Genomic DNA, 21258 nt, shown 5'->3' on the forward strand with positions numbered 1-21258 from the left:
ATGGCTTTTCCGTTCAAGTCGGAAGGCTTCTGGGGTCCCCTGTTCCGCCGCCGCGACCGTGCGCGCATGGCCGTGGAGACGCCGCGCGCCGCGCGCCCGTCGAAGCGTCAACTCGTTCTGCATCTGAAGACGAAGGCCGGAAAGCTCTTCAACCGCGATCGACTGATTTTCGATCCGTTGGAGCCGCGCGTTCTTCTCAACTCCGACATCACCTATCAGATTGGTGCACCGACCGACGCTGCGACCGTCGAGCATCAGCTTCTCGTCAAGCTGATCCAGCGCGACGAAACGATCAACAGCATCACGAAGACGGTGCAGCGCATCCAAGTCTTCGATTACACGAAGGGAACGCAGGGAACGGACCCACTCCATACGTTCGGCATCATCGACGCGAATTCCAACCAAGCCTACACACTTCAAGGATCGGGCGGCAAAGAAACCATCACGGTCGATGCCGATTCCTTCAAGCTTCTCGGCGACACGCAGGAGCCGATTCTCGCCTTCACGGATCCGACGGGTGCCGGCGCGAGTCCGACCAACAATCTCGACAACACCATCTCTCTCCTGAACACGCCGACCGGCGCCGCGCGTTCGGGTGCGGAGTTCAAGCTGACGGGCGCCAATGCCGGCAAGATCGCGTCCGGCAAGTTCGCGGGTCATTTCTCGAACGTCGCCAACCTCGTCGGTGCCGCTGCGGGCGACGACACGCTGACGATCGGCGCGAGCGGCAGCCTCAGTGGAACGTTCGGCGGCGGCAAGAAGAGCCTGCAGCTCGACATCTCGTCGATCGTGACGGGAAGCATCGACGCGACGCTGTCCGGCAGCGGAAGCAGCTACACGCTGGCTCGGAGCAGCGCCCCCTCGGCGGCAGCGCCCTTCGGCAGCCTTGCCTTCACCGCGCCGACGACGAGCCTCGGCGTGATCCTGGGCAGCGGCAACGACACGCTCCACCTAGCCAGCCTGCCGCCCGCCCCCTCCTTCACGATCAGCGGCGGCGCGGGCGCGGACAGGATCGTCTTCGACACCAATCTCGAAGCAGCGTCCGGAAATCTCGCCGTTACCTTCGATGGCGGCGCGGGCGACGACAGCATCGCCGTATCGGCCAACCTGAGTGCGCTGGCGGGCGATCTCGGCATCGTCTTCAAGGGCGGCGAGGGGGCCAACACTCTGAGCGTCGCGGCGGGCAAGACGCTGTCGGCCAGCGGCCAAGTCACCATCGCGGCCGACGCGACCGTGACGCCCGTCCTCACCACATCCGGACTCGATCGTTCCGGCAGCGCGACGGCGCAGATGGCTGTCACCGTCAACGACGGAGCCGTCATCCGCGGAACCGGCGTGAGGGTTGCCGTCCGCAGCGACATCGCGATCGCTGATACGGCGCCGGCCGACACCTCGACCATCAGCGTCACCGCCAACGGGCTCGCCGGAATCACCCTCGCCGGTACGGTCGATGCGGGGACGGGCGACGCTGTCCTGACCACGGACGTCAACAACGCCGTCACGCTGACCTCGACCCTGACGTCGCAGCTCAAGAGCGTCACGCCGAGACAGACCAACAGCTCGACGATCGCCGTCGGTGCCAAGGGGGCGGTGAACGGCGGGACTGTGAAGATCGCCGCCAACACGGTGGCCAAGGTCGACGTGAAGGCCATCGGGCTCGTTCTGCCCGGCGTCCTGACGGTGACCGACGCCGCGGCCGGCACCTTCGATAAGGTCAAGAGCGCGATCAAGGGCGAGGGCAGCTTCAGCGACGTCTTCACGCCCGCCGAACTCGCCGCCAAGGCCCTGATCAAATCGGCCGAGACGACAATCAACAACACGACGCAGGTGACGGTCGCTCCGAGTGCGGTGAGCACGGACCCGCGGATCAAGCAGACTGGCCCCGGCACCATCGCCGGCAGCGATCCTGCCCTTGCGCTCCAGATCTCGGCCGACGACAAGACCGACTCGACGATCACGCTCGTCGCACGGGATGCCACGGCGGTGCCGGGGTTCCAGTTCGACGACCCGGCGCTGGACGCTGCGGCGAGCGCGGCCGCGAAGGCCGCTGCCGCCATCAACATCCTCAACGTGTTCGGCCTGACCGGCACGCAGACCGTCACGCGCCTCACGAGCGTCGATCTCGGTGTGCCGGCCGCCGGAAGCCTTCCCGCCGGCGCGCCCGCCGCGGGCGATATCGCCCTCGTGTGGGCGCAGGGCGCCGCCGGCATCCATGCCGCCAATGCCGGCAGCGTGGCCGTGCGCATCCGCGCCGCCACCGACGCGACCGATCCGGCCAACCCGGAGACGGGCCTCGTCGCGGGCGACGGCGAGACCGACAATTCGCTGCCCGCGCCGATGAAGGCCGGTGCGGCCCAGATCAACGTAAACGACGCCGTGCGGGTCGCGGTGCGCGGCGTGTCCGTTGCGGCCGCGTCCCTGGCCGTCGCGGCCACCAACGACACCACGATCGAGTCGCGCGCCGTTCAGGCCCGCAACCTGCTGACCGGCTCCACCAAGACCATCGTCGAGACGGCGCGCCTGACCGCGACCGGCGGCGCCATCTCCGTCGTCGCGATGGATGCGACCAAGGCGCAGGCCATTGTCGAGCCGATCCGGACCGACACCCTCGAGGAGGAGAGCGACGCGGAGGAGACGAAGCGCGAACTGATCGGGATCGCCCGCAGCTCCGCCGTCAACACGGTCGAGCGCGACATCACGGCGACCGTCACGGATTCGGTCGTCACCGGCGCGCAGGGTGTTGCGCTGACCGCGCAGAACGCCCTCGACCTGACCACTAACGCGAAGGCCGTCGTCGCGGCGAGCAAGCTCGGCGTGGCCGGCGCCTACGCCGTCAACATCGTGCTCGGCAGTACCACAGCGACCGTCCGCGGCGGAAGCATGAGCGCCGCGACCGGCGACATCTCCGTCAACGCGTCCGACGTGACCAACATCGATTCACGGGTGCAGACCTCGGTCGGAGGTGAAGGCAAATCCGGCGGCACGGCCATCGGCGGTGCGGCGGCCTTCAACATCGTCGGCTACCGGCCGGACGGCCTGACCGGCAGCGACAAGCTCGCCGACAAGGTTGTCGGGATGGCCATCGACGCCATTCTCGGCAGCGGGTTCTTCACCTTTGCCGCCACCCAGGCGACCCGTGCGCGAATCGAGGCCGCCACCGTCACGGCAACGGCCGGCGGCGTCGGGGTGAAGGCGATCAGCGCCGGCACGGTGAACGCCACGGTCAGCAACACCGTGACCGTTTCGACCCCCGAGCAGTCGCGTCTCGATGAAGCGAAGGCCCAAGCGACGCGCACGGCGATCAACAAGGCCCGGACCTTCCTCGGCAAGGCGACGCTGAGCAGCGAGCCGGGCGCGGTGACGAGCGCGGGCTCGCGCAGCATCGGCGGCCTGATCGCGACCAACCGCATGAACCGTTCGGCCACCGCCGAGGTGATCAGCGGCGCAACCATCACGAGCGGGGGGGAGCTCGGCGTCCGCGCGACCGACCTGTCGACGATCAACGCCAACGTGAAGCTCGTGGCGTCGAGCCAAGCCGCCAGCGACGGCGGACTGCCGGCGAAGCAGCCGCAGATCAAGTCCGACTACAAGCTGAGCGCGAGCCAGCCGGTGGCGATCACCCTCGGCCAGCGCGTGGCCGTCGATTTCTCGACCCTGCTCGGCGAGCAGGCGATCAAGACCGTCAGCACCCTCGACGCGATCAAGTCCAACCTGCCGTCGACGACGAAACAGGCCCAGAGCGGCACGACGCCGGGCAAGGCTCCGACGCTGAAGGCGGTCACGACGGGCGATGTGGTCCTCGTGAGCCCCGGCCATCCGGCCGGCAGCGGCGAGGTCGGCTCCTATTACCGCTACATCAAGACGCCGACCGCACCGGCGACATCGGATTCGATCGACCTGTCGAAGGAGAATTTCACGGGCCCGAGCTGGGAGCTGATCGGCGCGAAGGGTGACGTCTACGCCTATATGGGCGCGGACCGCACCGCCGCGAACAAGCTCGACCTCAAGACGGCGACGTTCTCGAATCGCGATCTCTGGCGCCGGGTCAGCGAGACCGAGGCCGCGCCGGCCAAGACGACCGGATCCGGCGGCACCTCGGCCGGCGGCATCGTCGTGCGCAACGAGATCAAGGGCGGCGTCACCGCCGCGATCAGCAATTCCTCCGCCACGACGACGGTGAATGGCGGCGTCGTGGTCTCGGCCGAGCGCGGCGCGACGATCACATCGAAGGCCGATGCCACCGTCGAGGCGATCGCCACGATCCGGGAGCAGACCGGCGAGACGGCCGAAGGCACGGCCGGCAGCGGGACGGCGAGCACGGTTCCGGGTCAGACCTCGGCCTTCGACAAGTCCAGCACGTCGAATTCGAGTGCGCTCGCAATCAACGCGGTGATCGCGACCAACACCATCCAGTCGGCAGCCGACGCCTCCATCACCGATTCCGAGGTCACGACCGCGGGCGACGACGGCGCGGTCGCGGTCGAGGCGAAGACGACCGGCTCGATCGAGGCCGAAGTCCAGGCGCAGATCACCGCGCTGTCGAGCGGCCCCTCCGGTACCGAAGACGCCGCGGCCGATCCCGCCGCCGGCGGCTCGACCGGTGGCACGACGACGCCGACGACGGGATCGGGGCAAACGACCGCGCCGACCACCACGGCACGGGCGGGCGGCATCCAGCTCGCCTTCAACGCGATCGGCTACGAGAGCAGCAATCTCGGCTTCGACACCCTCAACGCCCTGGTCGGGACCAATCTCGGTAACCCGGCGACGGCGCAGGCCAGCGCGCGCATCACCAACACCCGGGTCACGGCCACGGGCGCGGTCAGCGCGACGGCCGAGTCCTCCGGCACGATCGCCTCGACCCTGAGCAACGAGGTCACTGCCGCCGCCAAGGCAGCGAGCGTCAACTCGCTGGCGGTGTCCGGTCTCGTGGCGATGAACCGCGTCAGCGGCGCCGCCGAGGCGGTGATCGATGCCCGGACCAAGACGGTTTCGGGCACGGATGTCACGGTGTCGGCCATCGATACGGTCGGGATCGAGGCGGAGACCGCCGTGGCGGCCTCGGCGTCGGCTGGAAAAACCGGTTCGGTCAGCGGTCTCGGCAAGAATGCCGAGGCGCTGCTCGGCGAGTACACCTACACCACCGCCTCCGGCAGCCGGCAGGTCAAGTTCGGCGAGAAGATCCGCCTCAGCGACAGCTGGGCCGGCAAGGGCGAAAGGGGCGCGGTGTACCAGTACATGGGCGCCGACTTCACCGCCGCCGAGGATCTCGGCAACACGGCGCGGGACTTTGCCGACTTCGCGCTCTGGAAGAAGCTCGACGCCACCAACGTCGTGCCGGGTGCGCCCGGCGGCTCGGCCGCTCCGACCGGAAAGATCGCGGCGGCGAAATCCTCGGCGACCGCGCTGGGCGGCATCTTCGCCCGCAACGACGTGTCGGGTCAGGCCAAGGCCTGGATCGTCAACACCGCCGTTCAGGCCACCGGCGACGTCAGCGTCAGCGCGAAATCGGAGGCGTCCATCAACGCCACCGACGAGAGCGAGGTCGAGGCCGAGGGCGGTTCGGCCGCCAACGGCGTGCTCGTGTCCAACAACGTGCAGAACGGCGCCCTCGCCTACGTCAAGGACAGCACCGTCACGAGCGAGGACGGGGGCGTCAGCGTCTCCGCCGAGAACACATCGACGATCGAGGCGAGTGCGGCCGGGTCCGTTGCCGGCGAAACGACGGCGGTCGGCTTCACGCTCGCCTTCAACACGGTCGGATTCCGGCAGCAGAACCCGCTCTTCAACGCCGTCGACACGATCGTCGGCGATCCGCTCATCGCCACCGCGACCAACGGGGAAAACCCGGCCGGCGCCAAGGCCTACATCACCGGCTCTACGGTCACGGCCAAGCGCGACGTCTCCATCACCGCCGACAGCCAAGCCACGATCACGGCCGAGGCCGGCAACAAGGCCGAGCAGGCGGATTCCGAGGAAACCGTCCACAAGGCGGAAACTGGCGCGCGCGGGATCTCCGCGGGCGCGGTGCTCGCCATGAACAAGGTCAGCGCCCGCGCCGAGGCGTTCATCGGCGCGGAAACCGTCGCCGCTCAGGCCCCGGCTCAGACCGCCGCCACCGTCGCCTCGACCGATGGCGCCGTGACCGTTTCGGCCAAGAACCAAGCCAGCATCGAATCGACCAGCACGATGATCGGTGCGTCGTCGGTCTCCGGCAGCGTCGCCGAACTAGCCAAGAAGGCGGTCGCCACCGCCCTCAACATCTACGATTACACCTCGAAATCCGGCACCAAGGCGCTGAAGGCCGGCGACCGCGTGCGGCTGGCGGCCGATTTTGCCGCGCCGGCCGGATCGAGCTCGAACACCGACGCCAAGCGGACCGAGGAGCCCACCCTGAAGGGACGGGTCTTCATCTTCGTCGCCGCGTCCGATGCCTCGGTCGATCTCGCAGCCGAGGATTACACCAACGCCGCCCGTTGGTTCGCGGTCGATGACGGGGCCATCGTGTCCACCAAGCCGACGGCGGCCGGCACGACACCCGGAACCACGACCGGCGACACCCTGGACAAAGACACGACCACCATCAAGACGGCGGAAGGCACCACGACGATCACGCGCCAGAAGGCACGTTACACGTCGAACGGCGGCTTCCAGGACATGATGGCCGGCCAGGGCGTGCTGCTCTCGAAGACCGATACACTCTCGAAGGGCGAGAAGGGCACGATCTACATCTGGCGTGGAGCGGACAACACGCGGGTCACACTCCACGGTGAGGACTACACCAGCGACAACTGGATTCCGGCCGCCGCGAAGACGGTCATGCCGAAGCTCGATACGGTGGCCAACCCGCCGGCGCCGCCGACGCCCGCCGCGGGCTCGACGGCTCCGACCCCGACCGCCCGCACGCCCGGCTCTTCGTCCAAGGCCTTCGGCGGCCTCATCGTGTTCAACGAGGTGACCGGTGGCGCGGGCGCCCGCATCACCGATGCCACGGTCACCTCCGCTCTGAACCTGACGGTCCATGCTGAGGACGCCGCCGACATCTCGGCCACCCTCCTCAGCACCGTGACGTCGTCCGGTGGCACCTCCTTCCAGTCGAAGACCGGCGCAGCCGGCACCAGCGGCGGCAGCGGCGGCGGTACGCTCATCGCGGCCAACGGCATCGCCGCGACCAACGTCGTGCGCGGCGGCGCCGATGCCAGCGTCCTGCGTTCGACGGTGGAATCCACGACCGGCAACCTCGAAGTCAGCGCCGAGAACGAATCCGGTGTCGATGCGCGCATTCGGGCGTCATCGACGACGTCGGGTGGCGAGGGCGTGTCCGGCGCGGTGACGCTCGCGTTCAACTCGGTCGGCTACGAGACCCAGAATCTGCTCTTCAACGCGATCGACACGCTGATCGGGCAGTCGGCCATCTCGGGAGCCTTCGGCGGCGAGATCGGCGCCGGCGCCAAGGCGACGATCGTCCAATCCTCGGCGAAGGCGGGCGGCGACCTGACCGTCTCGGCGGTTTCGGCCGCCAAGATCAACGCGACCGTCAGCAATGCCGCGACCTCCTCGGCCGATGTCGCGATGGTCTCGGGCGGCGCCGGCACCGGATTCGGTGTCGTTCTCGCCTCGAACAAGGTGAGCGGCAGTGCCGTCGCCCTCATCGACAACACCGGCGTGACCCGGAGCATCACGGCCGGCGGCGCCCTGGCCGTCACGGCGACGGATGCGGCCGGCATCACCTCGAACGTCCAGATCGTCACGAGCTCGACCGTCACGAAGAGCGACGGCGGCGCCGTCACCAACCAGTCCAAGCTCAACAAGTACCTGCCGTCGGACTTCTCGACGAACCCGAACGAGGTCCAGTCGGCCACGATCCAGTCGAACATCATCAAGAACCGCGCCGATTGGGCACCGGCCGAATTGACCGCCTTCGAGGAGAAGGTCACCGCGCAGATCACCCGCGTGAAGGGGCTGATCGAGGAGCTTCAGGCCGGCCCCGCGACGCTGCTGAAGCAGGTCGAGACCAAGCTGCTCGAACTCAGGGCGGGCAAGGTCACGACGGAGTACCTGATCAAGATCAACCAGACCCTCGTCGATCAGCTCGAGGGAATCGATGTCACCAAGATCCCCAGCACCGATCAGACCGATCTCAAGACGCGGATCGCAGAAGCGGCCGACGCGCTGTCGGGGCACCTGACGGCGCTCTCGGTCAACACGGCTGGTGGCGACGAGGCGCGGCTCGAGGCACTGAAGGTCGCTGCCGAGGCGGCGCGCCTCGGCTATCTCGACGAGGCCGCGCTGCGCAACAGCGCCGACCTAGCCGAAAAGAGCGTCGGTCAGTTGATCCGCCTGCAGGTCGCCGTCGATCGCGCGGTCATCGAGACCGCCGGCAAGATCCTGGAGCTGAAGGACGGGCTCAACAACTTCCTGAAGCCGTTCGGCCTCAGCACCGACAGCATCGGCGCCATCGACCTCTCGGCCTATGGCCAGCTTCCGAAGACCGCGAACGCGCAGGACGTCACCTTCGGCACGCGGGTGCGGATCGCGGACGGCTACGCGAAGCCGACCTACAAGGCCGGGCAGGGCGAGATCACGGTCAAGACCGGCGAAACGATCGAAGACCTCTCGGGCAAGATTTACAAGTATGTCGGTGCCGACATCCTGGTCGGTATCAACTCGCTCGCTCCGAATTTTGCGGATGGGGCGAAGTGGAAGCTGATCGCCGATAAGTCCAGCGCCTACAAGGCCGGAGACATCTTCATCTACATGGGCGGCGACGCGAAGATCGACCTCGCGGCCACCGACTACACCAACAAGCTCCTCTGGAAGCGCGCTCTCGAGTCCAACTTCATTCCGGACGGCTTGAAGCTGCCGACCACTGGGACGGGTGCGGGCACAGGCGCGACGACGCCGGCCCCGGCCACGTCTTCGACCGAGACGGTGGCGCCCACGGGCGACCCGTCGGCCAACAACGCCGCCAAGACCGGCACGGTCGCGGCACAGCCCTCCGCCTCGCTCGCGATCGGCGGCCTCGTCGTGCTCAACAGCGTCCACGCGGACGCCGTCGCGCGCATCACCGGCGTCACCGCCGAGGCGGGCGGCACGGTCACGGTTCAGGCGAGCGAGACCGCCACGATCAAGGCGACCGCCGACAGCGCCGCCAACGTCAAGTCGGCGAGTTCCTACAAGCCGACGAGCGGCACCAGCACCCCGGCCCCGACCACGCCGGCCGACCCGTCCACGGACCGGACGCTCGGCACGAAGAGCCAGCCGACGAGTCTCGCGCTCGGCGGCATCATCGCCACCAACGCCATCCTCGGCACGGCGCGGGCCGAGATCGTCGACAGCACCGTCACCGGCGGCGGGATGACCGTCGATGCGGCCAACACCGCCACCATCGACGCCACGACCAAGACCGCGACCTCCAGCGACCAGGGCGCGGTGTCGATCACGCTCGCCTTCAACACCATTGGCTGGAAGGAACAGAACATCCTGTTCCGCGCCGCGGACACGATCACGGGGCAGCCGCTGATCGCCGCCGGCAGCGGTAACGACGCCGACCCGTCGGGCGCGCGCGCGCAGATCCTGCGCAGCACCGTCACGACGACGGACGCCAAAGATGCGCTCGCCGTCACCGCGCGTTCGGACGCGTCGATCAACGCCCAGCTCACCAACAAGGCCAGCGCGTCGCAGGCGGTGCTCAAGGATGCGAGCGCCTACGCGATCGGCTTCGCGCTCTCCGGCAACCTCGTGAATTCCGAGGCGGTGGCGCGGATCGACAGCAGCAACGCGGCCGGCACGACGATCGACCCGACGAAGAGGCTCGACGCCGCCGGCGCGGTGACGATCTCGGCGACCAGCAACGGCAGCATCACCTCGCTGAACAACCTCTCAACGATTGCCAGCCTCACCAAGCCGAGCGTGCTGCAGGACTTTGCCGACAAGATCCTCGGCAATTACACCTACACGACCGAGTCGGGCGCGAAGACCGTCACATTCGGCGACATCGTGTTCGCGAAGGTCGGTGGCGTCGAGAAGCTCTACGTCTATTTCGGAGATACCAAGCTCGTATCCGATCTGAAGACGGAGACCTACACGGAGGCCAATGGCTGGAGGGAGAACAATCTCCGCGAATTCGTGAAGTTCCTGCCGCCGGGCGTGCTCAACCTCGGCGACAGCAAGGATGTCGCCGGCTCGGCGACGCCGCCGGCCAACGACGCGAACACCACCAGCGGCCAGACCCCGTCGAAGCCCTACGCCGTCGCCGTCAGCGGCATCCTCGTGACCAACGACGTGCGCAGCGCCGCCACGGCGACGCTGACGGGCATGACCGTCGTCAAGGCCGGCGATATCAGCGTCCAGGCGGAGCAGAAGGGCGCGATCACCGCGACGGTCAACATCAAGGTCGAGTCGAAGCTGAAGCCGGGCACCAAGGCCGGCGACAAGCAGTCCGTCGCGGCCCAGGCGGTGATCGCCTCGAACGTCGTGGTGGGCGCGAGCACCGCCACGATCGACCGCAGCCCGCTCGGCGACGCGACCGCGAGCGCGACCGTCGGCAACGTCGCGGTGGGCGCCCGCAATACCGGCGCGATCACCGCCACGATCGACAGCACGGTCGATTCGAGCGAGACCGCCGTCGGCATCACCGCCGCCTTCAACAAGATCGGCAGCCCGAGCACCAACGCGGTGTTCGACCTCGCCGAGTTGCTCGTCGGGATCGATCTCGACAGCCAGATGACCAAGGGCGGCCAGTTCGCCGCGACCGCCTCGATCTCGGGCCAGCCGATCAACGCCACCGGCAAGGTTTCGGTGGAGGCTCTGTCCAAGGCGACCATCAACGCCACCATCGAGAACGCCGTCACCTCGATCGGCTCGGCCGCGACCACCGTCGGCGCCGTCGCCGGCCTGAACTTCGTGCGTGTCGGCACCTCAGCCACCATCGCCGACGTGACGAGCCTCAAGGCGGCGGGCGGCGTGGCCGTCAACGCCCGCAGTGCGTCCACCATCGACGCCGTGGTCAAGGCCCCCGTCACGGCGGTGGTCTACAACATGCCCGACACGAGCGGCACCTCGGGCGGCACCAACACCTCCGGTAACACCGGCAATACGGGCAACACCGGCGGGACCGGCACCGCGACGACCACGCGCTCGATTTCCGTCGCCGCCAGCTTCGCCCGCAACACCATCCTCGACGTCGTGCTCGAAGCCGGCCTCGACCGGATCGGCGACCTCGCGGCGAGTGCGGGCGACGTCAGCGTCACCGCCGCCAACACCGCCACCATCACCGCGAAGGTCGCGGCCACCGCCATCGCCGTGCTGCTGAGCACCGAGGACGGCAAGAATCTCGGCGTCTCCGGCAGCGGCGCCTTCGGCGTCAACACGATCCTCGGCGGTGTCGAGGCACGGATCGCCGACAGCCGGATCACCGCGTCCGGCAGCCAGGCGCCGAGCGTCACCGACGGGACCGGCGGCCAGGGCAACATCACCGTCTCCGCCAAGAGCGCGGCGACCATCACGGCTTCGGTCGAGGCCGCCGCGGCGGCCGTTGTCGTCGGCAAGGGCACGGCCCAGGCGGTGGCGATCGGCGTGTCGCTCGCCTTCAACATGATCGGCTACAATCTGAGCCTGATCCCGACGGATCCCACCGGCAGCCTCGCCGCCGACAAGGCGCGCTCGCTGGACGTCAAGGCGAACGTCACAAAGTCCCGGCTGAACGCCGGGCGCCGGGTGTCGGTCGAGGCCGACTCGGGCGGCCGGATCGAGGCCCGGACCCTTGCCACCGCCATGGCGGTCGGCGTTTCGACGGGTGGCAGCTCCGGCGGCTCCAGCACCGACGGCAACGTCGCGCTGTCCGGCGGCGGCCTGTTCGTCCGCAACAAGGTCGTGACCTCGGCCTCCGCCGTCATCGACGGCACCGGCAGCAGCGACGACGCGGTCACCTCCGGCACGGGCGGGATCAACGTCTCGGCCAAGGACACCGCCGTCATCCGGGCGACCTCCGTCGCCCTCGGCCTCTCGGCCAATCTGAGCGCGGATGCGAGCAACACCGCCTCGAAGTCGACCCTCGCCATCGCCCTGTCGCTCGCCGACAATTCGATCACCAGCGAAGTGGCCGCGCGAATCACGCAGGTCGCCAATCTCGCGACCCTCGGCGACGTCACCGTGGCTGCGAACCGCAGCGCCGACATCTTCGCGCAGACCATCGCCGCCGCCGTCGGCGCGCAGATCTCCTCGAAGGGCGACGGGGCCTCGGTGAGCGGCGGCGGCGCGCTCGCGATCAACACGGTCGAGGGATCGACGATTGCCGAGATCACCGACTCCAAGGTCGGGGACGCTGCCAATGGCGGCGCCAAGGTCGGCAGCCTCGCCGTCACGGCGACGGATGCGGCCAAGGTCGTCGCGCTGACCGGTGCGGCCGCGATCACTCTCGCCGGCACGGCCGAGGGGAAATCCACGGGTGTCGCCTTCGGCGTCTCCGCCGCGCGGAACGTCGTCGGCACCTCGGGGACCGCGGTTCGGGCCACGGTGTCCGGTACGCCGGTGCGGTCCACCGGCGCCGTCGGCGTGCGCGCCGAATCCAAGGCCGATATCGATGCGACGACGGTGACCGTGGCGGTCGGCGTCTCGGGCAGCGGGTCCGGGGATTCGCTCTCGGCGAGCCTCGGCGGCTCGGGCGCCCGCAACACCATCAACGTCGCCACCACGGCGGAGCTGTTCGCTGCGGACGGGACGTCGATCGCCGTCGAAGCCGGCAGCCTCGCAGTCACCGCCAAGAACACCTCGACCATCTCGGCGGATGTCGGCGCGGCTTCGGTCGCCGGTTCGTTCGGGCAGGGAAAATCGGTGGCGGTCTCGCTCACGGCGAGCGTGGCGATCAACGAGATCAGCGGCAACGTCGCCGCGACCGTGAAGAACGCCGATGTCACGACGCTCGCGGGCGGTGTGACCATCGAGGCCACGCGGCAGGGCACCATCGAGACGCGCGCGGCCGCCGCCAGCGTCGCGGTGAGCGCGAGCGCCGACAAGAGCATCTCCGTCTCCGGTGCCGGTGTCGCTGCGGTCAACAAGATCAACAGCAGCACCACGGCCACGGGCCAGAACGCGTCGATCGACGCGAAGGGCGATGTCGCCGTCTCGGCGAGCAGCAGCGCCACGATCAAGTCGCTCGTCGTCGGCGCCGCGGCATCCATCGGCGGCGGGGCCGGCGATGGCGGCGCGGGCGCGCTCGGCATCTCCATCGCCTATAACGAGATCGGTGCCTGGACTGCCTATGACGAGACGGCCCACACGCTGAGCGAGGCGCCCGCGCTCGGAAGCCGCGCCAACGTCTCCGCCACCCTGGTGGGCAGCCCGGTCACGACGACGGGGGCGCTCTCCGTCGCGGCGAGCGCCAACAACACCATCACGACCGACATCGTCGCGATCGCGGCCGGCGTCACCGTCGCGGGCGGCAAGGCCGGCGCGGTCAGCGTCGGCGGCACCTTCGCGATGAGCAATATCGGCCTCGCGGTCGCGGCCTCGATCGACGGCGACAAGACCGGCGCGACGCCCGGATTCCAGGCCGCGAGCGCCACCGTTTCGGCCCAGGACATCTCGACCATCACGACGCAGGCGCTCTCGGCGAGCCTCTCGCTCGCCGCCGCGTCCGGCAACGCCGTCTCGATCGCCGTCGGCGGCAGCATCGCGCTCAATTCCATCGCCAACGATGTCTCGGCGAATGTGAAGAACGTCGATCGTGGTCTGCAGACCGTCGGCGCGATCCTCATCTCCGCCAAATCGGCGGGCGCCATCACGGCGAACGCCGCCTCGGCCGCCATCGCCGTGGCCGCGTCCGGCTCGAACGCCGTTCCCGTCAGCGCGGCGGTGACCTACGCGCGCAACGTCATCACCACCAGCACCCGTGCGCAGGCGAGCGAGAGCACGCTGACCACGACCGGCGCGGGCGGTACCATCAGCGTCAAGGCCGAGGCCTCGGCCGCGATCAACGCCGCGATCCTGGCGGCTTCGCTGGCCGCGGGCGTGGGCGGCAGCAATGCCGCGGGCGTCGGGCTCGGCGCCGCCATCGCCGAGAACCGCATCGGCGTCTGGTCCTCGACGGGGACCGATGCGAACACCAGCTACGCCCTGGCCAACAACGGCGGCACCGTCGTCGAGGCGTCCCTGACCCGCGTCGGCGTCGATGCGAAGGGCGCGCTGAGCGTCGAGGCGACATCGAAGAACGTCATCAAGGCGAACATCGCGGCGATCTCGGCGGGCCTCGCGGGCGGCGGCTCGAATGCCGTCGGCGTCAGTGGCGGCGCCACGGCCGTCATCAACGCCATCGGTGTCACCACGCAGGCCTTCATCGAGGGCAACGGCGTGGGCGGCAGCGCGATCGCGAGCAACGCGATCAAGGCCGGCGCCGTCACCGTGAAGGCGGCCGATACGTCGAGCATCACCGCCAACGCGCTCACCGCCGCGGTCAGCGCCGCCTTCGGCGGCTCGAACGGCGTCGCGGTCTCGATCGGCTTCGCGCTCGCGCTCAACACCATCAACGCGTCCACCCGGGCCAGCGTGAACAACGTCGGCGACGGGATCGACGCCGGCACCGGCGCGGTCCTGGTCGATGCCCTCAGCAACGCGACCATCACGGGGACGACGACGGCGGCCGCCGTCAGCATCGGTGGCGGCGGTTCGGGCGGCATCGCCATCGCCGGCGGCGGGGCTCTCGCCTTCAACACCATTCGCCCCGTCACCCGGGCCGTGATGGCCGCCAGCACGATTACGCAGAGCGGCACCGTCACCGTGACCGCCGCGGCCACGTCGAAGATCTCGGCTCTCGTTGCGGCTGCCTCGCTCGCTGTCGGCGTCGGCGGTTCGGCCGGCGTCGGCGTGGCGATCGGCGTGTCCGTCGCCGCCAACCAGATCGGCGACTGGACGTCGTCCGGCGAGGGACGCAACCGCGTCGATACCGCCGCCGCGACCCAGGGCTCCGTCGTCGAGGCGCTTCTCACGGGCAGCAGCGTCAAGACGGGCGGCGCGCTGACGGTCGGGGCGAACTCGGCTCAGGCGATCTCCGCCCAGGTGGCCGCTGCCGCGGCCTCCATCGGCGGCGGTGGTTCGGCCGGCGTCGGCGTCTCGGCGGCCGGCGTGTCGGTCACGAACGCCATCGCGGTGGCAACCCGCGCCGTCATCGACGGCGACGGTGCGGCCGGGATCGAGGCCGGGAGCGTCTCGGTCCGCGCCTCCGACAATTCGACCATTGATGCCTTCGCCGGGTCCGCCTCGCTCGCGGGCTCGGGCGGTGGTGCGGCCGGCGTCTCGGTCGCGGTCGGCTTCACGCTGGCGCTCAACAGCATCGCCGGCAACGTCGAAGCGGCAATCAAGAACGCCGACACCCTCCTGCGCACGACCGGACCGCTCGGCGTCTCGGTCAGCGCCTCGCGCGCCGGCCGCATCAACGCGGCGGCAGCGGCGGCGGCGATCAGCATCGCGGGCGGCGGTTCGGCCGGCGTCGGCGTGTCCGGCGGCGGTGCCTTCGCCTCGAACCGCATCCTCGGCTCGGTCAGCGCCACAGTCGATGCGAGCCGCATCACCACGGCCGGCGGCGGCGGCCTCACGGTGACGGCGACCGGCTCGTCCGAGATCACGGCGATCATCTCGGCGGTGGCCGCGTCCGGCGGCGGTGGCGGCGCGGCCGGCGTCGGCGTCGCGCTGGGCGCCAGCGGTGCCGAGAACCGCATCGGAGAATGGACCAGCGCGGGCGAGAACGAGCAGCGCGTCGACACGCTCAGCGGCAATGCCGCGGCCGTCCAAGCCTCGGTCAAGAACTCGTCCCTCGACATCGCCTCGGCCCTGACGGTTCAGGCGACGGCGAGCCAGAAGATCACCGCGACGGTCGTGGCGGCCTCCGCCGCGATCCAGGGCGGCGGCGCGGCCGGTGTCTCGGTGAGCGCGGCCGGCTCGGTCACCGCCAACGCGATCGGGATCGTGACCTCGGCCACGATCGACGGCGACGGAGCGGGTCCGGACGGCATCAAGGCGGGCAGCGTGACCGTCTCGGCCGCCAACACGGCCCAGATCACGGCTGTCACGGGGGCTGCCTCGCTCTCCGGGGCCGGCGGCGGCGCGGCCGGCGTCGGCGTGGCGATTGGTTTCGCCCTCGCCATCAACAGCATCGCGGGCGGCGTCCAGGCATCGATCTCCAACGTCGATGCCGGCCTGACCACCCGCAGCGGCGGCGTGTCGGTCGGCGCGCGCAACGACGCGCGCATCCGGGCCACCTCCTCGGCGGCGGCGGTCTCCATAGGCGGCGGCGGTGCCGCGGGCGTCTCGGTGAGCGGCGGCGGTGCCGGTGCGTCGAACGTCATCACGGTGCGGACGAACGCCTTCGTCGCCAACAGCGCGCTGACCATGCGCGGCGGCAAGTCGACGGTGTCGGCCGGCTCGAATGCCGACATCGAGGCCCTGATCATCGCCGCGGCGGCGGCGGCTGGCGGCGGCGGCGCGGCCGGCGTCGGTGTCTCGGTCGGCGTCGGCGCGGCGGCGAACACCATCGGTGCCGGCAACGAGATCCAGGCCTATCTCAGCAATGCGAGCATCGATTCCGACGCCGCGCTCGATGTGACCGCCGTCTCGAACCAGACGATCCGGGCGGATGTCGGGGCGGTCTCGGCCTCGATCCAGGGAGCCGGCGCGGCGGCCGTCAGCGTGGCGGGCTCCGGCACCGGTGCGTCCAACACCATCGCCGTCGCGACGCGCGCCTATATCGACGGCGACGGCGCGACCGGCATCACGGCGACGCACATCGCCGTGTCCGCCAAGGACACTTCCGCGATCACCGCCTCCGTCAGTTCGGCGGGCATCGCGGGCGGCGGCGCCGGAGCGGCCAGCGTCGGCGTCACGGTCTCGGTCTCGATGGCGGCCAACCGCATCGGCAACACGGTCGAAGCGCTCATCCGCAACGCCGATACCGGCGTCACCACGACCTCCGGCGACATTTCGGTCGAGGCCGAGAGCAGCGGGTCGATCCAGGCGATCGCCACGGCGGCCTCTGTGAGCGTCGGCGGTGCCGGCGGCGTCAGCGTGCAGGTGGCCGGCGGCGGCGCGGGCGCCATCAACGTGATCACCACGAGCACCCGCGCGGCGATCGAGCGGGCAAACGGGCAATCGTCCCTCAACCGCGTCACGAGCGCAGCGGGCCTGCGGGTCGGCGCCAAGAGCAGCCAGGACATCGACGCCAAGGTGGTCGCGCTCTCCGCGGCCGGCGGCGGCGCGGGTCTCGCCAGCATTCCGGTGGCGATCGGCCTCTCGGGCGCCCAGAACATCATCGGAAGCTGGAAGACGACCGACGCGAACGGCAACCGGCTCGATCAGCCGACGCTCAACACCGATGGCGGCGCCAGGGTCGAGGCTCTGATCGCCGATACGGTCGCGACGGCGCAGGGATCGGTCGCGGTCACCGCGACCTCCTCCAGCAACATCGACGCGACCGTCGCGGCGGCCTCGGCCGTTGCCACGGGCGGAACCGTCGCGGTCGGCGTGGCCGGATCGGGCAGCTACTCGGGCAACGCGATCAGCTTTGCCACCAATGCGGCAATCACCGGCGCTTCGACGAACGTCACGGGCGGAGACGTCACCGTCCGCGCCAAGGATCAGGCCACGATCAACGTCGATGTCGGCGCAGCAGCCATCGCGGCTGCGGGCGGCGCCGTCGGCGTGGCGCCGGCGATCGGCGTCGCTGTGGCCCTGAACGTGATCAACAACGCCGTGACCGCAATCGTCGACGGGGCCACCGTGACGACGAGCACAGGCGGAATCCGCGTCGAAGCCACGGTTCCGTCCGACAACGGCGGGTCCAGCATCAACGCCCGCGTGGCTGCGGCCGCCGTGGCGCTCTCGGGCGGCGGCGTCGCCGTCTCGGTGGCCGGTGGCGGTGCCATCGCCACCAACATGATCGGCGGCTCCACCCGCGCGCGGGTCAGCAACGCCCGCCTGAATGCCGCCGGTGACGTGGCGGTCGCCGCTGCGAATAACAGCCGGATCGTGGCGGAGGTCGCCGCACTCGCGGCCGGCGTCAGCATCGGCGGTGTTGCGGTCGGGGCCAGCATCGGCACCGGCGTTGCCACCAACCTGATCGGCAGCGAGATCACGCAGCGGGTCAACGGTCAGGACAAGACGACGAAGTCGGCCGCGCTCCTCATCGAGGCCCTGTCGCAGAACACGACGATCGAGGCCGGCGGCAACCTGTCGGTTACCGCCAATTCCGGCCAGACCATCCGGGCGACGGTCGCGGCCGGCGCGGTGGCGATCTCCGGCGGTGCCATCGCCGTCAGCGCCGCCGGCGCCGGCGCCGGCACGCACAACCGGATCGGTGCGGTGGTGAGCGCGGCGATCGACGGCGACGGGGCGGGCGACAAGATCACGGCCAACAACGTCACCGTCTCGGCGCGCGACACGTCCAGCCTCAGTGTCGAGACCGGCGCGGCCTCGGTCGCGGCCTCGTTCGGGACCTTCGGCAGCGGCTCGTTCGCCCTCGCCGTCGCGGCGGCGGACAACGTGATCGCCAACAACGTCACGGCCGCCATCCGCAATCTCGGCACCACCGGCGGTCTCACGACCCGGGGTTCCGTCGCGGTCACCGCGACCGAGAGCACGACCCTGACGAGCCGCGCGCGCGCCGCTGCCATGTCCGGCAGCGTCTCGGCCTTCAGCGTCTCCGTCTCGGGCGGCGGCGCCGGCACCGGCGACACCGTCACCAGCACGACGAGCGCCAGCATCACCAACAGCCGCCTCACGTCCGCGGGCGACGTCGCCGTCAGCGCCAGCGACACCACGACGATCGACTCGCAGGTGCTCGGCATCTCCGTCGCCGGCGGATTGCTCGCCCTCGCGGCCGGCGGCTCCGTCGCCAAGGTCGAGGCACGCCCGACGGTCACCGCCACCATTGAGGGCGGTTCGGTGTCCGCCTCGAATGTGAGCGTGGTCGCCACCGCGCTTCCGTCCGTCAACGCCGGGGCCCAGGGCATCAATGCCGGCACCGCCGCGATCGGTGCCTCGGTGGCCGAGGCCAAGGTCGCCGCCACGGTCGGCGCCTCGACCAAGAACGTCTCGATCACGGCCGGAAGCCTGTCGGTGCTCGGCAACCTCGCCCGTCAGGCGGGCCGCGACTCCGCGACGGCGACCGCCTCCGGCTCCGTCGGCGGCCTGATCGGCATCAATTCGACCGTGACCCTCGCCGAGAACAGCAGCACGGTCAGCGGCCTGCTCGATGTCGGCACGGTGTTGGCCGTCAGCGGCGCCGTCGCCGTCAGCGCGACGAGCAACACGCGGCAGACCTCGACCGCCAGCAGCGCCAGCATCGGCCTCGTTGCGGCCGGCGCGACCGTCGCGTCGGCGAGTTCGGCAACCGTGACCAGCGCCCGCGTCGTGTCCCTCGGCGCGCTCAATGCCGGCTCGATGACCGTCACCGCCTCCGGCGTCGACGACAACTTCGCCAAGGGAATTTCCGGCAGCGGCGGCCTCGTCTCGGGCACCGCCGCCAGCGCCAGCACCAGCATGGGCGGCAGCACGCGGGCTGAACTCGGCACCGGCGTCGCCATCGACCTGACGAAGAACAGCGACAGCACAGGTCTGTTCTATCTCGCCGCCGATCACGTCGGCACGATGAACGGCCAGATCATCACCGACAGCTACGGCGCCCTCGCCGGAGCCGGCGCCGTCGTGAACAACACCATCACACATGCGGTGACCGCCGCTTTCGGGATCAATTCCCGCGTCACGGCCCGCGACATCCTCGCGACCGCGACGAACACCGTGAACAAGCCGCAGCTCGGACAGGCCAACATCGTCGGCTCGACCGGCGGTCTGGCCAGCGGCGCGGCGGCGCACAGTTCGACGGTTCTCGACATCACCACGCGGGTCGATGTCGGCAGCAATGCCGACCTCATCACGGTCGCCCGTGCCGGGACCGCAGGCGCAATCCGTCTGGCGGCCAACAACATCATCAACGCCTACGACAAGGTCTCGCTGACGACCGGGGGCGCGCTGTCGGGCGCCGGTGCCTTCTCGAGCATCGAGACCCGTAACTTCGTGGCGCAGGTGAACATCGGCGCCAACGCGACCCTGTTCACGCTCGGAAACCTGACCCTCTCGGCCAATGGTGGCGGCAACGCCTATTCCGTCTCGAATTCCGAGACCTACGGGGCGGCGACCGTCGCCAGCGGCAGCACCACCGTCATCATCCGTCCGAACAACGCGGTGAACATCGGTGCGGGCGCCGACATCACCGCCTATGGTGATGCGGATCTCCTCGTCGGCACCAACAAGAAGGCTTACGACGACGCCTACGATGCGTCGGCGACGACCGACAACTTCGCGGGCAGCGCGATCCCGATCACCTCGCTGGCGGCCAAGATCCGCGTCGAGGAGATCAACACGATCAAGATCGATGGCGGCGCCACGATCAAGACCGCCGGCAACGCCAACCTCTTCACGAACCGCCAGGGCAATTCCAACGCCGTGGCCCGCATGAAGGGCACGAACTGGACGACCGCCGTCGCCGGCGCCATCGACAGCCTGCTCGGCGGCTCGGCCGTCACCCCGGTCGGCGACACACAGACGGGCTCGATCGGCACCGTCATCGTCGACGGCACCGTCGTCACCGGCATCACCCGCAACATCTCCATCGTCATCGACGACATGACGCGCGCGCCGGGCAACGGCGCCGCGACCCTGATCACGGGAACCGTCAAGCTCAACGGCCAGAAGTACGATGCCGCCGGCAACCCGATCGCGGATTCGGACAACACCAAGAGCTTCACGATCACCCTGCCGGATGGGGCGACCTCGGCCTCGGCGACGCTCCCGAAGCTGCCCATCACCGTCAGCCTCGGCTTCGCCAACGCTCAGTCGAACCTGATCAAGGCCTACGAGGAAGCGACGAAGGGCCTCTCGACCTACAAGGACAACGCCACGCTCCAGGCCTACTACCAGGGCGAGGTCAACCGGATCAAAGCCGAGCTGCTGGCCGACGGGCTCGCGGAGTTCCAGACGACCTACGACGGCAGGCAGATCCTCATCCCGATCTACAAGCAGGTCCAGGCCATCACGGTGAGCCCGTTCTCGGCGGGTGCCGGCGGCATCATCGTGCGGGCCGACGCCCTGCTCGGTTCGGGCAGGCTCGATGCGGCGTCCGACACGAAGGTCGAGATCACCAACAACTCGGTGGCGAACCTCGTCATCGCCGGCATCACGATGCCGGAATCGAATGGCGGCACCTTCTTCAAC

At 69.6% G+C, this 21258-nt stretch carries 1 protein-coding gene (cut by a window edge); it reads left to right on the plus strand.

Annotated features, from left to right (window positions below; all coding sequences use genetic code 11):
• Positions 1 to 21258, plus strand: the 5' end (the start) of a protein-coding gene (locus HNR01_RS11240) for an LEPR-XLL domain-containing protein (protein WP_183667778.1). The gene runs 24159 nt beyond the window's last position; the window shows 21258 of its 45417 coding nt (coding positions 1–21258); its start codon is at positions 1 to 3; the stop codon falls past the right edge of the window.

This window comes from Methylorubrum rhodesianum, assembly GCF_014199985.1.
Lineage (GTDB): Bacteria > Pseudomonadota > Alphaproteobacteria > Rhizobiales > Beijerinckiaceae > Methylobacterium > Methylobacterium rhodesianum.